The 16,145-nt window shown below is 37.0% G+C and carries 13 protein-coding genes; 5 read left to right on the top strand and 8 right to left on the bottom strand.

All coding sequences use genetic code 11. The features are described 5' to 3' along the window. Nucleotides 1-181: 181 nt before the first annotated feature. The 3 genes from PFY09_RS02600 to PFY09_RS02590 all read right to left on the bottom strand — a co-directional run bounded on the left by PFY09_RS02600 (nucleotide 182) and on the right by PFY09_RS02590 (nucleotide 2,358). Entirely contained in the window at nucleotides 182-889 is a 708-nt protein-coding gene (locus PFY09_RS02600) for a DUF421 domain-containing protein (protein WP_271161317.1), read from the bottom strand. A 106-nt stretch (nucleotides 890-995) separates the two neighbouring features. After that, the gene (locus PFY09_RS02595; protein ID WP_271161316.1) at nucleotides 996-1,532 is read right to left on the bottom strand and encodes a GNAT family N-acetyltransferase; all 537 of its coding nucleotides are present in this window, start codon (nucleotides 1,530-1,532) and stop codon (nucleotides 996-998) included. A gap of 58 nt (nucleotides 1,533-1,590) precedes the next feature. Then, nucleotides 1,591-2,358, bottom strand: coding sequence for an MBL fold metallo-hydrolase (locus PFY09_RS02590; RefSeq protein WP_271161315.1), 768 nt, complete (start codon nucleotides 2,356-2,358; stop codon nucleotides 1,591-1,593). Between the two features lie 93 nt (nucleotides 2,359-2,451). Here PFY09_RS02590 and PFY09_RS02585 point away from each other — a divergent pair, with 93 nt between their 5' ends. Further along, entirely contained in the window at nucleotides 2,452-2,772 is a 321-nt protein-coding gene (locus tag PFY09_RS02585) for a winged helix-turn-helix transcriptional regulator (RefSeq protein WP_271161314.1), read from the top strand. Nucleotides 2,773-2,951: 179 nt separating this feature from the next. Here the strand turns inward: PFY09_RS02585 and bioA are convergent, their stop codons facing one another. The 5 genes from bioA to PFY09_RS02560 all read right to left on the bottom strand — a co-directional run bounded on the left by bioA (nucleotide 2,952) and on the right by PFY09_RS02560 (nucleotide 8,243). Continuing rightward, entirely contained in the window at nucleotides 2,952-4,223 is a 1,272-nt protein-coding gene (bioA, locus tag PFY09_RS02580) for an adenosylmethionine--8-amino-7-oxononanoate transaminase (RefSeq protein WP_271161313.1), read from the bottom strand. Nucleotides 4,224-4,792: 569 nt separating this feature from the next. Beyond that, complete coding sequence (bioB, locus tag PFY09_RS02575; protein WP_271161312.1) at nucleotides 4,793-5,773, bottom strand: biotin synthase BioB; 981 nt, start codon at nucleotides 5,771-5,773, stop codon at nucleotides 4,793-4,795. After that, nucleotides 5,770-6,420: a dethiobiotin synthase gene (bioD, locus tag PFY09_RS02570; protein ID WP_271161311.1), complete on the bottom strand. Its 651-nt coding sequence runs from the start codon at nucleotides 6,418-6,420 to the stop codon at nucleotides 5,770-5,772. The genes bioB and bioD overlap by 4 nt, the downstream gene beginning before the upstream one ends. A 97-nt stretch (nucleotides 6,421-6,517) precedes the next feature. Then, entirely contained in the window at nucleotides 6,518-7,627 is a 1,110-nt protein-coding gene (locus tag PFY09_RS02565) for an aminotransferase class I/II-fold pyridoxal phosphate-dependent enzyme (RefSeq protein WP_271161310.1), read from the bottom strand. After that, nucleotides 7,617-8,243 carry a hypothetical protein gene (locus tag PFY09_RS02560; protein WP_408640180.1) on the bottom strand — a complete coding sequence of 209 codons (627 nt, stop codon included), beginning with the start codon at nucleotides 8,241-8,243 and terminating at the stop codon, nucleotides 7,617-7,619. Before PFY09_RS02560 ends, PFY09_RS02565 begins: the two co-directional genes overlap by 11 nt. A gap of 65 nt (nucleotides 8,244-8,308) precedes the next feature. On the opposite strand from PFY09_RS02560, the gene PFY09_RS02555 reads away from it, so the two are divergent. The 4 genes from PFY09_RS02555 to PFY09_RS02540 all read left to right on the top strand — a co-directional run bounded on the left by PFY09_RS02555 (nucleotide 8,309) and on the right by PFY09_RS02540 (nucleotide 15,985). Continuing rightward, the gene (locus PFY09_RS02555) at nucleotides 8,309-9,793 is read left to right on the top strand and encodes an aminotransferase-like domain-containing protein (RefSeq protein WP_271161309.1); all 1,485 of its coding nucleotides are present in this window, start codon (nucleotides 8,309-8,311) and stop codon (nucleotides 9,791-9,793) included. A 57-nt stretch (nucleotides 9,794-9,850) separates the two neighbouring features. Further along, nucleotides 9,851-10,864 carry a ligase-associated DNA damage response exonuclease gene (locus PFY09_RS02550; protein WP_271161308.1) on the top strand — a complete coding sequence of 338 codons (1,014 nt, stop codon included), beginning with the start codon at nucleotides 9,851-9,853 and terminating at the stop codon, nucleotides 10,862-10,864. A gap of 454 nt (nucleotides 10,865-11,318) precedes the next feature. Next, on the top strand, nucleotides 11,319-12,899 hold the full coding sequence (locus PFY09_RS02545; RefSeq protein WP_271161307.1) for an ATP-dependent DNA ligase: 1,581 nt from the start codon (nucleotides 11,319-11,321) through the stop codon (nucleotides 12,897-12,899). Between the two features lie 686 nt (nucleotides 12,900-13,585). Further along, nucleotides 13,586-15,985, top strand: a complete 2,400-nt coding sequence (locus PFY09_RS02540) for a ligase-associated DNA damage response DEXH box helicase (RefSeq protein ID WP_408640197.1) — start codon at nucleotides 13,586-13,588, stop codon at nucleotides 15,983-15,985. Nucleotides 15,986-16,145: the final 160 nt, after the last annotated feature.

Genomic DNA, 16,145 nt, shown 5'->3' with positions numbered 1-16,145 from the left:
AAAATCAAAGTTTTAAGCCAATTAGTTTTATCTATTAACATCATGAAAAAAATATGTTACTTTTTTTCTGAAATTATTAGGATTGAAAATCATTTTTTAATTATATTTGTGAATCGAAATAATTTTTTTTCATCATTTGTGTTTTTTTAGGCTCCTTTCTAAGGAGTCTTTTTTGTTTTTATCAGGTAACGCGTTTTTTATTGGTCGAAGCTATCCATTCATCCTTCTTGCATTTGCTGCAGTTTCCAGCCATTCCTTTATGTTTTTCTTCCGTATGTCCGCAGAACGTGCAGGAATAAAATCCCGGATGAACAATCGTTTTCAAAGGATGATCCAAAGAATCCGGCATAATCGGAAGTCCGTATTTCACCCTTTCGTCTTCGAAATAAAACACACTGATCTCTCCGGAAATTTCTTCAATGGCACTTTCAATCTGTCCAAGTTGGGAAATTCCTTTTAGTCTTAATTCAGCAAAAAATTCATCACTGCCCAGATTTTCTTTCTTAAAATTTTCAATGGAAAATTCACCGTTTTCGATTAGGCAGATCGATTTTCCTTCAATAAGCTGTTCGAGTTTTTTATTTTTTGCAATAAAATAGGTTACAATGGTGTACAGAAGAATAATTACGGCAAAAACAATGAATGAAGAAACAATTCCGACATCTTTATTAAACATCGGATCTCCCGCCGCAGAACCTAACCCGATAATCACCACCAGTTCGAAAATCGAAAGCTGCTTCACTCCCCTTTTTCCCAAAACTCTTAATCCGATAATGATCGTGATGAACATAATGGCGGTGCGGAGAATAATTTCCAGAATAAAAGACCACTCTTCGTGCCCCATCAGAAGTTCTTTCCAGTCTAATTCTAAAAGAAATATGGATAACATATAAAATTTATGATTCAAGGTTCAAAAAATACGCCAAGCAAAAGAAAATACAGCGTAAACATCTGTACTGAAAACAAAAACCGCCTCTGTTGAAACGGTTTTTCTCTTATTCTTTACTCCATTCTTCCCGAAGCAAAGCATAGATCACATCATCTGTCCAGTTGTTTTTCCAGAATAGACTTTTCACAAAATGCCCTTCTTTTCTAAAACCAATGCGTTCCATCAACTTTAGAGAATCAATGTTTTCCGGATCTACGGAAGCCATGACTCTGTGTTTTTTCAGATCACCGAAAAGAAAATTAATCACTCCTTTTAAAGCTTCAGAAGCATATCCTCTTCCCTGAAAGTCTTTATTTAAAGTAATTCCTAACTCTGTCTGCAAATTTTCAGAACCAAAAAAATGAATTCCGATATCGCCGATCACAGCTTTTGTATCTTTTTCTGTAATTAAAACCTGATACCAGCTTTCCGGCTGATTGAATTCTTTATTATTTCTTTCAATAAATTGTTCAACATCTTCCAATGTTTCCGGAATCCAGCTCTGAAATTTATTGGCTTCCGCATCAGAACGATAATTGAAAATTGCCTGTTTATCGTCCAAAGTCAGATCCCGAATCAGTAACCTTTCTGTTTCTAAATGCATCTTTTATAATTTGATCCGGCTAAATTAAGATTTAATCTCAAATCTTTAAGCAAGAGATTTAGGCACCTAATTCAGCTTCTTCACCGTCATTCAGCACAAAACATCTTTCTTCCAAACCATTCTCCTGAATTTTTTCTTTAATGAATTTTCTGTCTTCTTTAGAATGACTTACACTTTCAAGATGCGTTACCCAGACTTTTGAATTCGGCGCAGTCTCACAGACTTTTAAAATATCATGACTCGTCATCACAATCGGATCTCCCACTACAAAAGTTGCTGCTCCTCCCGCAACAATAATGTGTTCCGGATGATGTTTTTTAATTGCCTGTTTCACTTCTTCACACCAGACACTGTCACCCGCAATATAAACAGACTGTTCAGCATTTTTAAAGACAAATCCATGAACTACGCCCATTTGTTCTTCAATTTCTCCTGTTCCGTGATGTCCGTTCGTTAAAGAAATTTCAATATTTTTAAACTGTACTGTATCATTGAAAGCAATCACATTTTTAAATCCAGCCTCAGAAATCTGCTTGGAAATGATTTCAGGACAAATGATGGGTACATTTTTATCTAAAAGTTCAATCGCTTTCGGGTCCCAATGATCCGGATGAAGATGTGTAACGGCTACCGCATCAATCGTTTTTAATTTTTCCTGCAGTTCTTCCTCTCCAAAAGGCAGATCTACTAACGGATTCAATAATTCATTGTCTACCATCGGAAATATTCCCAAAGAACCTTTTTCACCCAACATCGGATCAATTAAGATGTTCAATCCATCAATATTTAAAAGCAGTGTTGCATTTCGCCATAATTGTAATTTCATTTTCTTTAATTTTGTATCTGCAAAGCTATTGTTTACCTGAAATTAAATAATGGCTGGTTACCAAAAGGTGCACTATATACAATTTTGTAACGTATGTTATTTGAAGAATTTAAAAATTGCGGACTGAGAAAAACACTGGACATGATTTCCGGAAAGTGGAAACCGCTTATTTTATCGAATCTTTTTGAGCAAGAGGAAGTCCGTTTTGTCGAATTATGGCGAAGAATGCCGAAAGTTTCAAAAAAAGTTCTGGCAGAACAGCTCAAACAAATGGAGGAAGATCATATCATTCAACGGGTTGAAGTCTATAATTTTCCTCCGGAAGTATATTATAAATTAACGGAAAGAGCCAAAAAACTCGGTCCGATCCTTGATGAACTTCATCAATGGGGAAACGAGCATCAAAAGATTTAAAATCATTTAATTGATTTATCACTTTTACTAATAAAGGCTTTGACAGATTCAGTCTGACAATGTTAAAATATTGCGGTTAGTATTCGAGATGTCACCCTGAGCTTGTCGAAGGGACACTATTAGAAAACCACTTACTGATCGTTATTCTATAATATTAATTAATGGGATAAGTCAATCATTTAATTACTGAAGCCATCCAAAACTTCAAGAATATTTCTATACACAAAATCCAGTTCTTCAGGCGTAATGCAGTAAGGCGGAACGAGATACATCACATTTCCCAATGGACGCATGATGATTCCTCTTTTTAAAAATTCATGATACAAAACCTTCCCGATTTCGTTAAAATAGGACGTTTTTTCATCATTTTTAATTTCCCAGGCGATAATCGTTCCGGTCTGTCTCACATTTTCAACTTTCGGGTGATTTTTTAAAACCTGAGAAAAATTGGAATGTTTCTGACTGATTAGATTGATTTTTTCCAGCGTTTCTTCTTTCAAAAGCAATTCCATACTTGCCAAAGCCGCTGTACACGCTAAAGGATTTGCCGTGAAAGAATGACCATGAAACAACGTCTTATATTTGTCATCCGACAAAAACGCTTCGAAAATCTGTTGTGAAGAAGTCGTAATTCCCATCGGCATTGTTCCGCCTGTTAATCCCTTTGAAAAACACATAATGTCTGGTTTTTCCGAAAGATAATTTGCCGCAAAAAGCTTTCCGGTTCTTCCGAAACCTGTAAAAACTTCGTCCTGAATCATTAAAATTTCACTTTCTCTGCAAAACTTCATCAGTTCTGATAAATCTTCGGCTTTGTGCATCAACATTCCCGCAGCTCCCTGAATCAACGGTTCGTAAATGAAACAAGCAATTTCTTCAGCATGATTTTTTATGATGGATTTTAAATCTTCAATATTTTCAGAAGTCGGCGGATCAATAAAGATTACTTCAAAAAGCATTTCCCCGAAAGGTTTTGTCCAGACACTTCTTCCGCTCACCGACATCGCTCCGAAAGTATCACCATGATAAGCTTCTTTAAAAGCCAGAATTTTCGTCTTTTCTTTGCCCTGATTATGCCAGAACTGAATACACATCTTCAGCGCCACTTCCACCGCAGTAGAACCGTTATCCGAATAAAAAACCTTCTCCTGATTTTCAGGCAGCAGCTTTAATAAATTTTCAGAAAGCTTAATGGCTGGTTCGTGTGTAAATCCCGCAAAAATAACCTGTTCCAGCGTATTCAACTGTTCAGAAACTCTTTGTGCAATGTACGGATTCGCGTGACCGTGAAGCGTAACCCACCACGAAGCGACTGCATCGATGTATTTTTTTCCGTTTTCATCATAAAGATAAATTCCGCTTCCTTTTACGATCGGGATTGCATCTTCCGCTGTTTTCATCTGCGTGTAAGGATGCCAGTTGACGGCTCTGTCGCGCTCTTGTAAATTCATAAATAATTGTTCGTAATGTTTAATTTTATCAATGGTGAATTGTCAATCGTCAAGTTTAAACGCAAAGACTTTATTTCTAAATTAATATTTTAAGCTAAGCAAAGTAAAGCAGATTTCATCTGCCATTAAGCAAGCGTTTCATCATCCGTCTCTGACAGAAATTTCTTTGATTTACCTATGATAATAACAAAACATTTTTCTTTGCGTTTAATCATTCTTTACTTTAATAGATAAGTACTAAAAACTATGAATAAAATTCAATGCTGAATTGTCAATCGTAAATTGTAAACGCAAAGATTCTATTTTTAAATTAACATTTTAAGCTAAGCAAAGTAAAGCAGATTTTATCTGCTATTAAGCAAACGCTTCATCATCCGTCTCTGACGGAAATTTCTTTGATTTACTTATGATAAAAACAAAACATTTTCTTTGCGTTTAATTACTTTAATAGATAAGTACTAAAAGTATGAATAGAATTCAATGCTGAATTGTCAATCGTGAATTATTATTATTCACACTCCAAAAATTGACTATTGACCATTCAGTATTCACTTTTCACCATTCACTTTTCAGCACATCGTTTTCTCCTTCATCATCGGCTTTAATCCCAAAGTCTGCAGCATCTGCATATCCTCAGAAACACCCGGATTTGGCGTTACCAGAAGCGTTTCTCTTTCCCCTGTAAAGATCGAGTTGGCTCCCGCCATGAAACACCATCCCTGCTCAAATTCAGTCATTTCAATTCTTCCTGCGCTTAAACGAACCATTGATGAAGGCATTACAATTCTTGCTGTGGCGATCATTCTTACCATTTCCCAGGTATTCGTTTTTTCGTTATCCTGAAGCGGCGTCCCTTCTACTCTTGCCAATGCGTTGATCGGGACAGATTCCGGATGTTTCGGCATTGTTGCCAATGTTAAAAGCATCGAAATCCGGTCTTTTGGCGTTTCTCCCAATCCGATAATTCCTCCCGAACAAACCGTAATTCCGGCTTTTCTTACATTATTAATCGTATTGATTCTGTTATCGAACGTTCTTGTGGAAATAATTTCGTCGTAATATTCCTCAGAAGTATCCAGATTGTGATTATATGCATACAAACCTGCTTCCTGAAGGCGTTTTGCCTGATCTTCCGTTAACATTCCCAACGTACAGCACACTTCCAATCCAAGTTCATTTACGCCTTTTACCATATCGATCACACGGTCGAAATCACGGTTGTCACGCACTTCTCTCCACGCTGCAGCCATACAGAAACGCGATGAGCCGCCTTCTTTTGCTTTTTTGGCGTGTTCTATGACCGTTTCTGTCGGCAGTAAAGCCTGAACTTGAATATTCGTATGATAACGCGCTGCCTGTCCGCAATACGAACAGTCTTCCGGACAGCCTCCTGTTTTAATTGAAAGCAATGTCGACATCTGAACTTCTTCAGGATTATGCCACTCACGATGAACCGTTGCAGCTTTATAAACAAGTTCCAGAAGCGGAAGATTGTATATTTCTTCTATTTCTTCCTTCGTCCAGTCGTTTCTTAGTTGATTCTTATTCATGATTCTATTTTTTCTAATTGTTGTGCAATATTTTCTATACTTTCTTTTGTTATATTTTCAAGGTCAGGAATTCTTATAATTTCAGTTTCTGATGGAATATTTTCACAAATAACCCTTTCCGTATCCGGTGGAAAATTTCCGTTGAGAATTAAATAGTTCAGTTTAATTTTCTTTTGATTTAAAACTAAAACAGATAACAATGTATGATTGATGCAGCCTAAATAATTTTTCACAACCAGAGCAGCGGGAACGTTCAGCTTTTCAATTAAATCAATAATAAATTCATTATCATTCAACGGAACCATCAATCCTCCCGCTCCTTCTATGATTAAATGATTCTGTGTTTTCGGAATTTGGAATTCATTCAGATCAATCAGAATTCCTTCTTCCCTTGCCGATTGATGCGGTGATGCAGCCAATTTAAAACGATACTTTTCCGGATGGCAAACTGTATGCTTTCCCACCCAGTTTTTAATTTTCATCGTATCAGAGTAATCCAGATCTCCGGACTGAACCGGTTTCCAATACTCTGCCTCAAAATATTTGGTTAAAATCGCCGAACAAACCGTTTTCCCAACTTCCGTCCCGATTCCTGTGACGAAGAGTGTTTTCTGCTTCATATTTTGTATTTCTAATTCAATGTTCATTATTTTAATGGTTTCTTGTCATTTCAACGAAGGAGAAATCTATCCTTCATTGATAATCAATAGAATCGTAATTTCGCGATTGAATGACATTTACGTTTTAAATAAACTCTTTAATAATCCCAGTCAACTTCAAAATTTCCTCTTCTGTATTAAAACTGTGCAGGCAAATCCTCAGTCTTTCCGTTCCTTCTTTTACCGTCGGACTGAAAACGGCATACGTTAAAAGTCCACTTTCCGATAAAGCATTCTGTACAATTTTCAACTGATGATTATCCGGAATAATGATTGCCTGAATCGGGCTGTTTTCAGAAGATGGAGTAACCAAATTCTGCTCACGAAAAATTTTAATATTTTCCTGAAGTTGTATGGATAATCTACTGTTTGCTTTTAAAAATTCATATCCGCTAAAAATGCTCATCCACAGAAAATCGTGCGCTGAAGTCGTATAGATAAAAGGGGATGCAAAATTGATGAGATAAGATTTAATTAAATCATTCGTTAATATAGCCGCACCATGCGTTCCCAAAGCTTTTCCATAGGTTACAACCGTTGCTGAAACTTTTTTCTGCAGATTAAACTCATTCACCAAACCGTTTCCAAAAACACCAAAAGCATGGGCTTCATCTACAATTAACTGAGCATTGTATTTTGCTGTGATTTTTGCAATATCTTTCAAAGGAGCAATATCTCCGTCCATCGAATACAGGCTTTCAACAGCAACATAACAAAGTCCGGTTTGTTTTTTCAGAATCCTTTCTAAATCTTCAACATCGTTATGCCTGAATTTCAGTTTTTTAGCATTCGACATCTTATATGCATCATGAACGGAACGATGAATTTTTTCATCCACAATTATGGTATCATGACGGGTCGGAAGCGTTGAAAACAGAGCCAGATTAGCAATATAACCCGAAGAAAAAAGCAAAGCCGATTCGTACTGATGTTCTTTGGCTATACATTCTTCTGTTTCTGCAACAGTTAAACTATTTCCGCTGATCAGTCTGGAACCTGTACTTCCTTTCAGTAATTCCGGCTTTTCGTTGATTTTTTTTAATAAAATCTGCTGAAAATCTTTATTTCCTGCCAATCCCAAATAATCGTTGGAATAAAAATCCACTCCTTCTTTTTGAGATTTTAAAACCCGTAAAGTTCCGCTTTCTTTTCTTTTGTCTAAGGCTTCCTGAAAATGGCGAAAATTATTCAGCATAATTTACCTGTAAAATCTCTTTTGAAATGGCATCAATCCATTGGTTATGAAGATCTTTTTCAATCTCTAAAACAATTTCTGAATGAATTTTCCAGTCTTCCGAAAATTCGTCCAACTGATTAATCATTTCCTCCAAATGTCCTTCTTCTTCCAAAATAATTGACTTTACCATAATTTTTGAGGTATATTTTGTCAGAATTTCCTGATAAACAGGATATAATTCATCGGCACGAACTTCAATAGCATATGTTACAAACAGATACGCCGCATACTTCAATTCTTCTTTGCTGAGATTGAAATTCTGCTGAAGATATTTACACGCTTTAATGTCAAGAGAATGAAGATATTGTCTTGTTGCCGTTGCGGCTAAAAGTTCATTGTTATTGTACGTTTTGCACATTTCGGGATCAATTTTCAGGATCTGCTTTTTAAGATAATAAGCATGGCGATGTTCTTCCGCAGCGTGTTTTAGCTGTATTAAACTCACATTAGTCGGATGTTCGCAAGCTGAAATTTTTCTGGCTCCTGCATTTTCCATAAAGGAAAGCGTATTCAGCCATTTTGCGTGCGTTTCATTTTGCTGAACAATTTTTTCTAAAAGACTGTACAATTCCATTCTTTTTTGTTTTGGTTCAAAAGTAGTATATTGCCGGATGGTTACATGGTGCCAGTTTTAAGATTATGGATAGTCCGGTTAAAATTCCTTATCAGAGCTTCATTAAAATCAATAGAAATTCCGAAGTTTCTATTTACATGCAGATTTCCAATCAGCTTATTAATGCCATTCAGCGCGGTTTTTTGCCATTCGGAACCAAACTTCCGGGAACAAGAATGCTAAGTGAAATGCTGAATGTTCACAGAAATACCATTGTTTCTGTCTACGAAGAACTGTTTTCTCAGGGATGGGTGGAAAGTATTCCCAACAAAGGAACCTTTATCATCGGAAAAGACCAGTATCAGTTTTTGGAATCGAAAAATTTACAAAAAATTCAGCTCGAAAATTATCCGAAATCAACAGGATTTACCTTCAAAACATCAAATATTTTAGATAATCCATTTGAATATTCCAATTGTGAATACATTTTTAATGACGGAATTCCCGACATCCGCTTAACTCAGATCGATCAGCATTCCAGAATTTACAGCTCTATTTTAAAAAGAAAAGCACATAAAATCGGACAGTACAATCAGGATGGAAGTGAATTTTTTAAAGAAAACCTTTCTAAATATTTAAATTTATCCAGAGGATTGCCCATTTCTAAAAATAACCTTCTCATTACAAGAAGTACCGAAATGAGCATTTATATTGCTTCGGAAATTCTTTTATCTGAAGGTGATATTGTTTTAGTTGCAGAACTGAGCTATTTCTCGGTGAATATGATTTTTCAAAAAGCAGGTGTAAAAATAAAATCGATACCCATTGACAATGATGGAATTAACACGGAAGAAGTCAGAAAAATTTGTCAACAGCAGAAAGTGAGAATGCTGTATCTTACACCGCATCATCATTATCCCACAACTGTTACATTGAGCGCACAGCGCAGATTAGAGCTGCTGAATCTTGCGAATGAATTTGGTTTTATCATTTTAGAAGACGATTACGATTATGATTTTCATTATGACAAAAGTCCGCTTCTTCCGCTTGCAAGCGCAGATACGAACGGAATGGTGATTTACATCGGTTCTTTCGGAAAATCTTTAGCTCCCGGTTTTCGGACAGGATTTATTGTCGCTCCTGAAAATCTGATGTCTGAAATGAGGAAACATCTGGGAATTATCGACAGACAGGGTGATATTTTAATGGAGCACGTTTTGGGTGAAATGATTGCCGAAGGAGAAATTAACCGATATCTGAAAAAATCATTAAAAATTTATCAGGAAAGAAGAGATTATTTTATTCATCTCATTCAGCAAAATTTAGGAAATTATATACAATTCGAAAAGCCGTCGGGCGGACTTGCGGTCTGGGCAGAATGGCAAATTCCCATCAATTTAATGCAGCTTTCTAAAAACTGTGCGCAAAACAATTTATTTATTCCTAAAACCTTACTTTATCAGAATAAAAATCTAATCGCCATGCGTTTAGGATTTGGAAACCTTAATACCACAGAAATGGAAAAATCGGTTGAAATAGTAACGGATCATGTGAAAAAGATGCTACATTAAAGATTTTTAAATATATTGGTTAGATTTTTGAATGTAAAAAATAACAAAATTGCACCATTGAAACTTATCACATTCACAAATAAAGGCATTTATTGTCCGCAGGGAAAATTTTATATTGATCCTTGGCGACCGGTTGATTTGGCTGTCATTACGCACGGACACGCCGATCACGCTCGTTGGGGAATGAAGAAATACTTGTGTCATCATTTTACCAAACCTATTCTGCACAAGAGAATCAGCGAAGATCTTGAAGTTCAGAGCGTGGAATATGGCGAAGTCATCAATATCAACGGCGTAAAAGTTTCACTACATCCTGCTTATCATATCATAGGCTCCGCGCAGATCCGGCTGGAATACAAAGGTTATGTAAGCGTTGTTTCAGGAGATTATAAAGTTCAGGATGATGGATTAAGTACCCCTTTCGAACTGGTAAAATGCAATGAATTTGTCACCGAAAGTACTTTCGGACTGCCGATTTACAACTGGCTGGAAGTTCCGGATCTGAATAAAAAACTCCAGAACTGGGTACTCAGAAATCAGGAAAATCAAAAAACTTCTGTTTTCATAGGTTATTCTTTGGGAAAAGCACAACGCGTAATGAAAGCCGTTGAAGGAATGGGAAAAATCCACGTCCACTATTCGATCGGAAAACTGAATAAAGCCTTTGAAGAAGTGGGAATCGTACTCCCAGATTATGAAATTCCGGATTTCAGGGAAAGTATCAAGCACGTTGCAGGAGATATTGTGATTGTTCCGCCTGCTTTGCTGGATTCCAATGTGATTAAAAAAATTCCGGATGCCGCAACAGCAATTTGTTCCGGATGGATGCAGGTTCGCGGTGCAAGACGATGGCGGAGTGCCGATGCAGGTTTTCCGATGAGCGATCACGCCGACTGGAAAGGTTTGTTACAGGCTATAAAAGCCACCGAAGCTGAAATCGTTCACGTTACGCATGGACAAACAGAAGTTTTTTCTAAATATTTGAATGAAATCGGGATTAAATCTGATGTGGTGGAAACGCTTTACGGCGATGATGATGAAGAAAAAGAGAAAGAAATTATTGAAAATTAAGGTATAAAAAAACTTTAAATTTAGACGTTAACTTGTGAGAAAAGCTCCGTAGGAGCGACCTGTTAATAAAAATTCAACCAATGAATTACGCAGCCGACCTGAATGAAGTTTTTTTAGTTTTTGGATAGGAAAAAAATCATAGGAACATTGCAGGAAAGCTCCGTAGGAGCGTACTGTTAATAGAAAAGACAAAATGATAAGGTGGAGTTCCGTGGGAGCGACCTGTTAATAAAAATTCAACCAATGAATTACGCAAGCCGACCTGAATGAAGTTTTTTTAGTTTTTGGATAGGAAAAAAAATCATAGGAACATTGCAGGAAAGCTCCGTAGGAGTGTACTGTTAATAGAAAAAACAAAATGATAAGGCGGAGCTCCATAGGAGCGACCTGTTAAATAAAAATTGCTCCCTATAAATATGTAAAACATACGTTTAAAAAACGCCAATTAAAATTTATGAAACATTTCGCAGAACTGATCAATGCTCTCGAAAGCACCAATAAAACCAATGCAAAAATCGATGCTATCATCGATTATCTGGAACGTGCGCCTGATGAAGATAAAGTCTGGTTTATTGCTTTGTTTACAGGCAAAAGACCCAAGCGGAATGTAAACACCAACTATATGAAAGAATGGGCTTTGGAAATTACAGAATTACCGTTCTGGCTGTTTCAGGAAAGCTACTCTTCAGTCGGAGATTTAGGCGAAACCATTTCCCTGATTCTTCCACCGCCAAAGGAAAAAATCGAACGTTCTTTGTCGGACTGGATGAATGATATCATCAACTTAAAAACAAAAACCGACGCTGAGAAAAAAGAATTTGTCCTCAATTCGTGGAATGGCTTGGATTACACGGAACGGCTGATTTTCAATAAATTAATGGGTGGAAATTTCAGAATCGGGGTTTCTGATAAAACTTTGATTAATGCTCTGACAAAGTTTTCCGGACAGGAATCCAGCGCATTGATGCACAGTTTAATGGGAAAATGGCAGCCGACAGAAGCTTCATTTCAGGAACTGATTTCAGCGGAAAATGTGAATCCGGATAATTCAAAACCCTATCCTTTTTGTCTGGCTTATCCATTGGAGAAAGATTTGGAAGAACTTGGAAAACCCAATGAATGGCTGATAGAATACAAATGGGACGGAATCCGCGGACAGATTATTAAGCGGAATGATGAAGTTTTTATCTGGTCAAGAGGAGAAGAACTGGTGACGGAACAGTTTCCCGAAATCGCAGAAACCGTTCAGCAAATGAACGGAAATTTTGTAATTGACGGGGAAATTCTCGCGGTGAAAGACGATAAAGTTTTAAATTTTAACGAATTACAAAAACGTCTCAATCGAAAGACATTAACAAAGAAAATGCTTTCCGAAATCCCGATTGAAGTCTTTGCGTATGATCTTTTGGAACTGGAAGGAAATGATTTGCGTGATAAACCCATCTCCGCAAGACGTGCAATGCTGGAAGAATTATTATTGAATGAAAATCCTGAAAATATCAAAATTTCCGAATCAATAGAATTTGAAAACTGGGAAGAATTAAACCTGATTAGGAAAAATTCCAGAGACATCAACAGCGAAGGTTTGATGCTGAAACAGAACAACTCACCTTATCATTCCGGAAGAAAAAAAGGCGACTGGTGGAAATGGAAAATCAGTCCTTTAACCATTGATGCCGTTCTGATTTACGCCCAGAAAGGAAGCGGAAGACGAAGTGCTTATTACACCGATTATACTTTTGCCGTGAAAAATGAAGATAAATTGGTCACCATCGCCAAAGCATATTCCGGATTAACGGATAAAGAAATTATGGAAGTCAGTAAATTTGTCAATAAGAATGCTATTGAAAAATTCGGTCCCGTTCGAACGGTAAAAGCTGAACTTGTTTTTGAAATTGCTTTTGAAGGAATCGGTTTCAGCAACCGTCATAAAAGCGGTGTTGCGCTGCGTTTCCCGAGAATTTTACGATGGCGGAAAGATAAAACAGTGGATGAAATTGATGATCTGGAAGAAATAAAAAAATTAATACAGTAATTATAAACGCTAAGATCGCAAGGTTTTTATTTAAAACTTTGAAAAATATATTTCGTTCGCAAAGGCGTTTCACTCAGCTACGACTTGTACTATCATTTGCTGAACGACGTGCCTTCGCGAACGAAAATATAAAGAATTAGAAATCAAAAAATCTTTGCGCTCATTGCGTTAAAAAGAATAAAACAGTGAATGAAATTGATGATCTGGAAGAGATTAAGAAATTGATACAGTAATTATAAACGCTAAGGTCGCAAGATTTTTATTTAAAACTTTGAAAAATATATTTTGTTCGCAAGGGAGTTTCACTCAGCCAAGAATTGTGCTGTCATTTGCTGAACGAAGTGCCTTCGCGAACGAAAATATAAAGAATTAGAATCAAAAAATCTTTGCGCTCATTGCGTTAAAAAGGATAAAACAGTGGATGAAATTGATGATTTGGTAGAAATAAAAAAATTAATACAGTAATTATAAACGCTAAGATCGCAAGGTTTTTATTTAAAACTTTGAAAGGCGTTTCACTCAGCTACGACTTGTACTATCATTTGCTGAACGAAGTGCCTTCGCGAACGAAAATATAAAGAATTAAAAATCAAAAATCTTTGCGCTCGCTTCGTTAAAACAAAAACATCATTTAAAATTTGAGCAACTTCGAAAATACCAACGGCTTCAAAGTCATTCAGCAGTGGATGGCGGATAAAGGCAATTCCCCTTTCAAATTTCAGGTTGATACGTGGCAGAAATTTGAAAATGGCTACAGCGGAATGGTAATTGCACCGACCGGTTTCGGAAAAACATTTTCTGTTTTCTTAGCATTGTTAACCCATTTTTTAAACCATCCTGAAAAATATGGAAAAGGCTTAAAAATGATCTGGATTACGCCGCTCCGTTCTTTGTCCAAAGACATAGCCAAAGCGATGCAGGAAGCCATTGACGAAATCGGATTGGATTGGTCAGTTGGCGTAAGAAACGGCGACACCGATCCGAAAGTACGGCAACAGCAGGTAAAAAATATGCCTGAAATTCTTGTGGTAACACCTGAAAGTTTACATCTTCTTCTCGGGCAGAAAAATCACGAACGTTTTTTTAAGGAATTAAAAACCATCGTTGTCGACGAATGGCACGAATTGCTCGGTTCAAAACGTGGCGTAATGGTGGAATTGGGCATTTCCCAGCTCACAAAATATGCTCCCAAAATGAAAATCTGGGGAATTACGGCAACTATCGGAAATCTGGATGAAGCGATGGAAGTTTTAATTCCTTATGACATTAAAAAAACAAAAATTACCGCTAAAGAACAGAAGAAAATTGATATTCTTCCCGTTTTTCCGGATGAAGTGGAAATTCTTCCGTGGGCGGGACATTTAGGCGCAAAATTAGCCGATAAAATTGTTCCTATTATTTTAGAATCGAAATCTACGATTGTTTTTACGAATACGCGAAGCCAGAGTGAAATGTGGTATCAGTTGTTGCTTGAAGCCTATCCCGATTTTGCAGGGCAGATTGCTATTCATCACAGTTCAATTGATGCTCATTTGAGAATCTGGATTGAGGAAAATCTAAGTTCCGGAAAATTGAAAGCCGTCGTTTCCACCTCTTCTCTGGATTTGGGAATCGATTTTAAGCCGGTTGATACCGTTATTCAGATTGGTTCAGCAAAAGGCGTTGCGAGATTTTTGCAGCGTGCAGGACGAAGCGGTCACTCCCCTTTCGAAACTTCAAAAATTTACTGTGTTCCGACGCATTCCTTGGAACTGATTGAAGTTGCCGCTTTAAAAGAAGCCGTAAAACAGAAAGTGATTGAGCCGAGAGATCCGCAGGTTTTGTGTTTTGATGTTTTGGTTCAGTTTTTAATGACTTTGGCGGTCGGTGACGGATTTTACCCGCAGGAATTGTACGAAAGGATTAAAAAAGTATATGCTTTTCAGGAAATGACGGATGAAGAATGGAAAAGCATCCTCGATTTTCTTACCATCGGCGGAAGTGTGCTGAAAAGCTATGAAGAATTCCATAAAATTGTGATTCAGGAAGACGGTTTGTATAAAGTAACGTCTCGAAAAATTGCCATGCTTCACCGGATGAATATGGGCGTTATTGTAAGCGATGCGATGCTGAAAGTGAAATTCATTTCCGGCGGTTATATAGGAATGGTGGAAGAATATTTCATTTCAAAACTTAAAAAAGATGAAAAATTTATTTTGGCAGGAAGAGTTCTGGAAGTCGCGATGATTAAAGATATGACGGTTTTTGTCCGCGCTGCCAAAGGAAAAGCTTTTGCGCCGAGTTATCTAGGAGGAAGACTGCCTTTAAGTTCAAATTTAGGACAGTTTTTAAGAGAAAAGTTATCCGGAGCACTTAATCCGAAAGCTTCAGAAAAGGAACTGAAATTTCTGCATCCTTTGCTGATGAATCAGGAAGAACGTTCTCATATCCCGAAAGAGGACGAATTTCTGGTGGAACTCATTAAAAACCGCGAAGGATACCATCTGTTTATGTATCCGTTTGAAGGTCGGCTTGTTCACGAAGTGATGTCGGCTTTAATTGCCTACAGAATCTCAAAACTGGCTCCCATTTCCTTTTCAATGGCGATGAATGATTATGGTTTTGAACTGTTCAGTGACAAAGAAATTCCGCTGAATGATGAAAATCTCCATAAAATTCTGAGCAGGGAAAATCTGATGACGGATGTAATTTCCAGCATCAATTCAGCAGAAATGGCAAGAAGAAAATTCCGTGACATTGCGGTCATTTCAGGAATGGTGATCCAGAATTATGCAGGAAAACAGCGTTCCAACAAATCTCTGCAAAGTTCGGCAGGATTAATTTTCAAAGTTCTCGAAGATTACGATCCAAACCATTTCCTTGTAAGACAGGCTTATACAGAAGTTTTTAATGCGCAATTGCAGGAACAGCGATTGGTGGAAGCTTTTAAACGGATTGAAAAATCAAAAATAATCCTGAAATTTGCCAATACTTTTACCCCGCTGAGTTTCCCGATAAAAGTGGACAGTTTGCGACAGACGCTTTCCAGTGAAGGACTGGATGCGAGAATTCAGAAACTGATTCAGCAGGCGAAAAAAGGAAAATAGAGCTAATTGTCAATAAGTCAATTATGAATTTTACGGCGTTGTGTCATTCAGAACATAGACAGAAAGTCTACGAACGCAGTTCAGATGTGTAGTGAAGAATCTATTTTAAATTTGAGATTATTCCTTCGTCAGAATGACAATTGCAATGCTAACGTTTTTA

The organism is Chryseobacterium gambrini (assembly GCF_027920505.1).
Classification (GTDB): domain Bacteria; phylum Bacteroidota; class Bacteroidia; order Flavobacteriales; family Weeksellaceae; genus Chryseobacterium; species Chryseobacterium gambrini.
This window is presented reverse-complemented; position numbering and strand designations above follow the sequence as displayed.

Bases quoted from the DNA above. Each gene is read 5' to 3' on its own strand.
- PFY09_RS02600 (WP_271161317.1), bottom strand. From the start codon at position 889: ATGTTATCCATATTTCTTTTAGAATTAGACTGGAAAGAACTTCTGATG.
- PFY09_RS02595 (WP_271161316.1), bottom strand. From the start codon at position 1,532: ATGCATTTAGAAACAGAAAGGTTACTGATTCGGGATCTGACTTTGGAC.
- PFY09_RS02590 (WP_271161315.1), bottom strand. From the start codon at position 2,358: ATGAAATTACAATTATGGCGAAATGCAACACTGCTTTTAAATATTGAT.
- PFY09_RS02585 (WP_271161314.1), top strand. From the start codon at position 2,452: ATGTTATTTGAAGAATTTAAAAATTGCGGACTGAGAAAAACACTGGAC.
- bioA (WP_271161313.1), bottom strand. From the start codon at position 4,223: ATGAATTTACAAGAGCGCGACAGAGCCGTCAACTGGCATCCTTACACG.
- bioB (WP_271161312.1), bottom strand. From the start codon at position 5,773: ATGAATAAGAATCAACTAAGAAACGACTGGACGAAGGAAGAAATAGAA.
- bioD (WP_271161311.1), bottom strand. From the start codon at position 6,420: ATGAACATTGAATTAGAAATACAAAATATGAAGCAGAAAACACTCTTC.
- PFY09_RS02565 (WP_271161310.1), bottom strand. From the start codon at position 7,627: ATGCTGAATAATTTTCGCCATTTTCAGGAAGCCTTAGACAAAAGAAAA.
- PFY09_RS02560 (WP_408640180.1), bottom strand. From the start codon at position 8,243: ATGGAATTGTACAGTCTTTTAGAAAAAATTGTTCAGCAAAATGAAACG.
- PFY09_RS02555 (WP_271161309.1), top strand. From the start codon at position 8,309: ATGGATAGTCCGGTTAAAATTCCTTATCAGAGCTTCATTAAAATCAAT.
- PFY09_RS02545 (WP_271161307.1), top strand. From the start codon at position 11,319: ATGAAACATTTCGCAGAACTGATCAATGCTCTCGAAAGCACCAATAAA.
- PFY09_RS02540 (WP_408640197.1), top strand. From the start codon at position 13,586: ATGGCGGATAAAGGCAATTCCCCTTTCAAATTTCAGGTTGATACGTGG.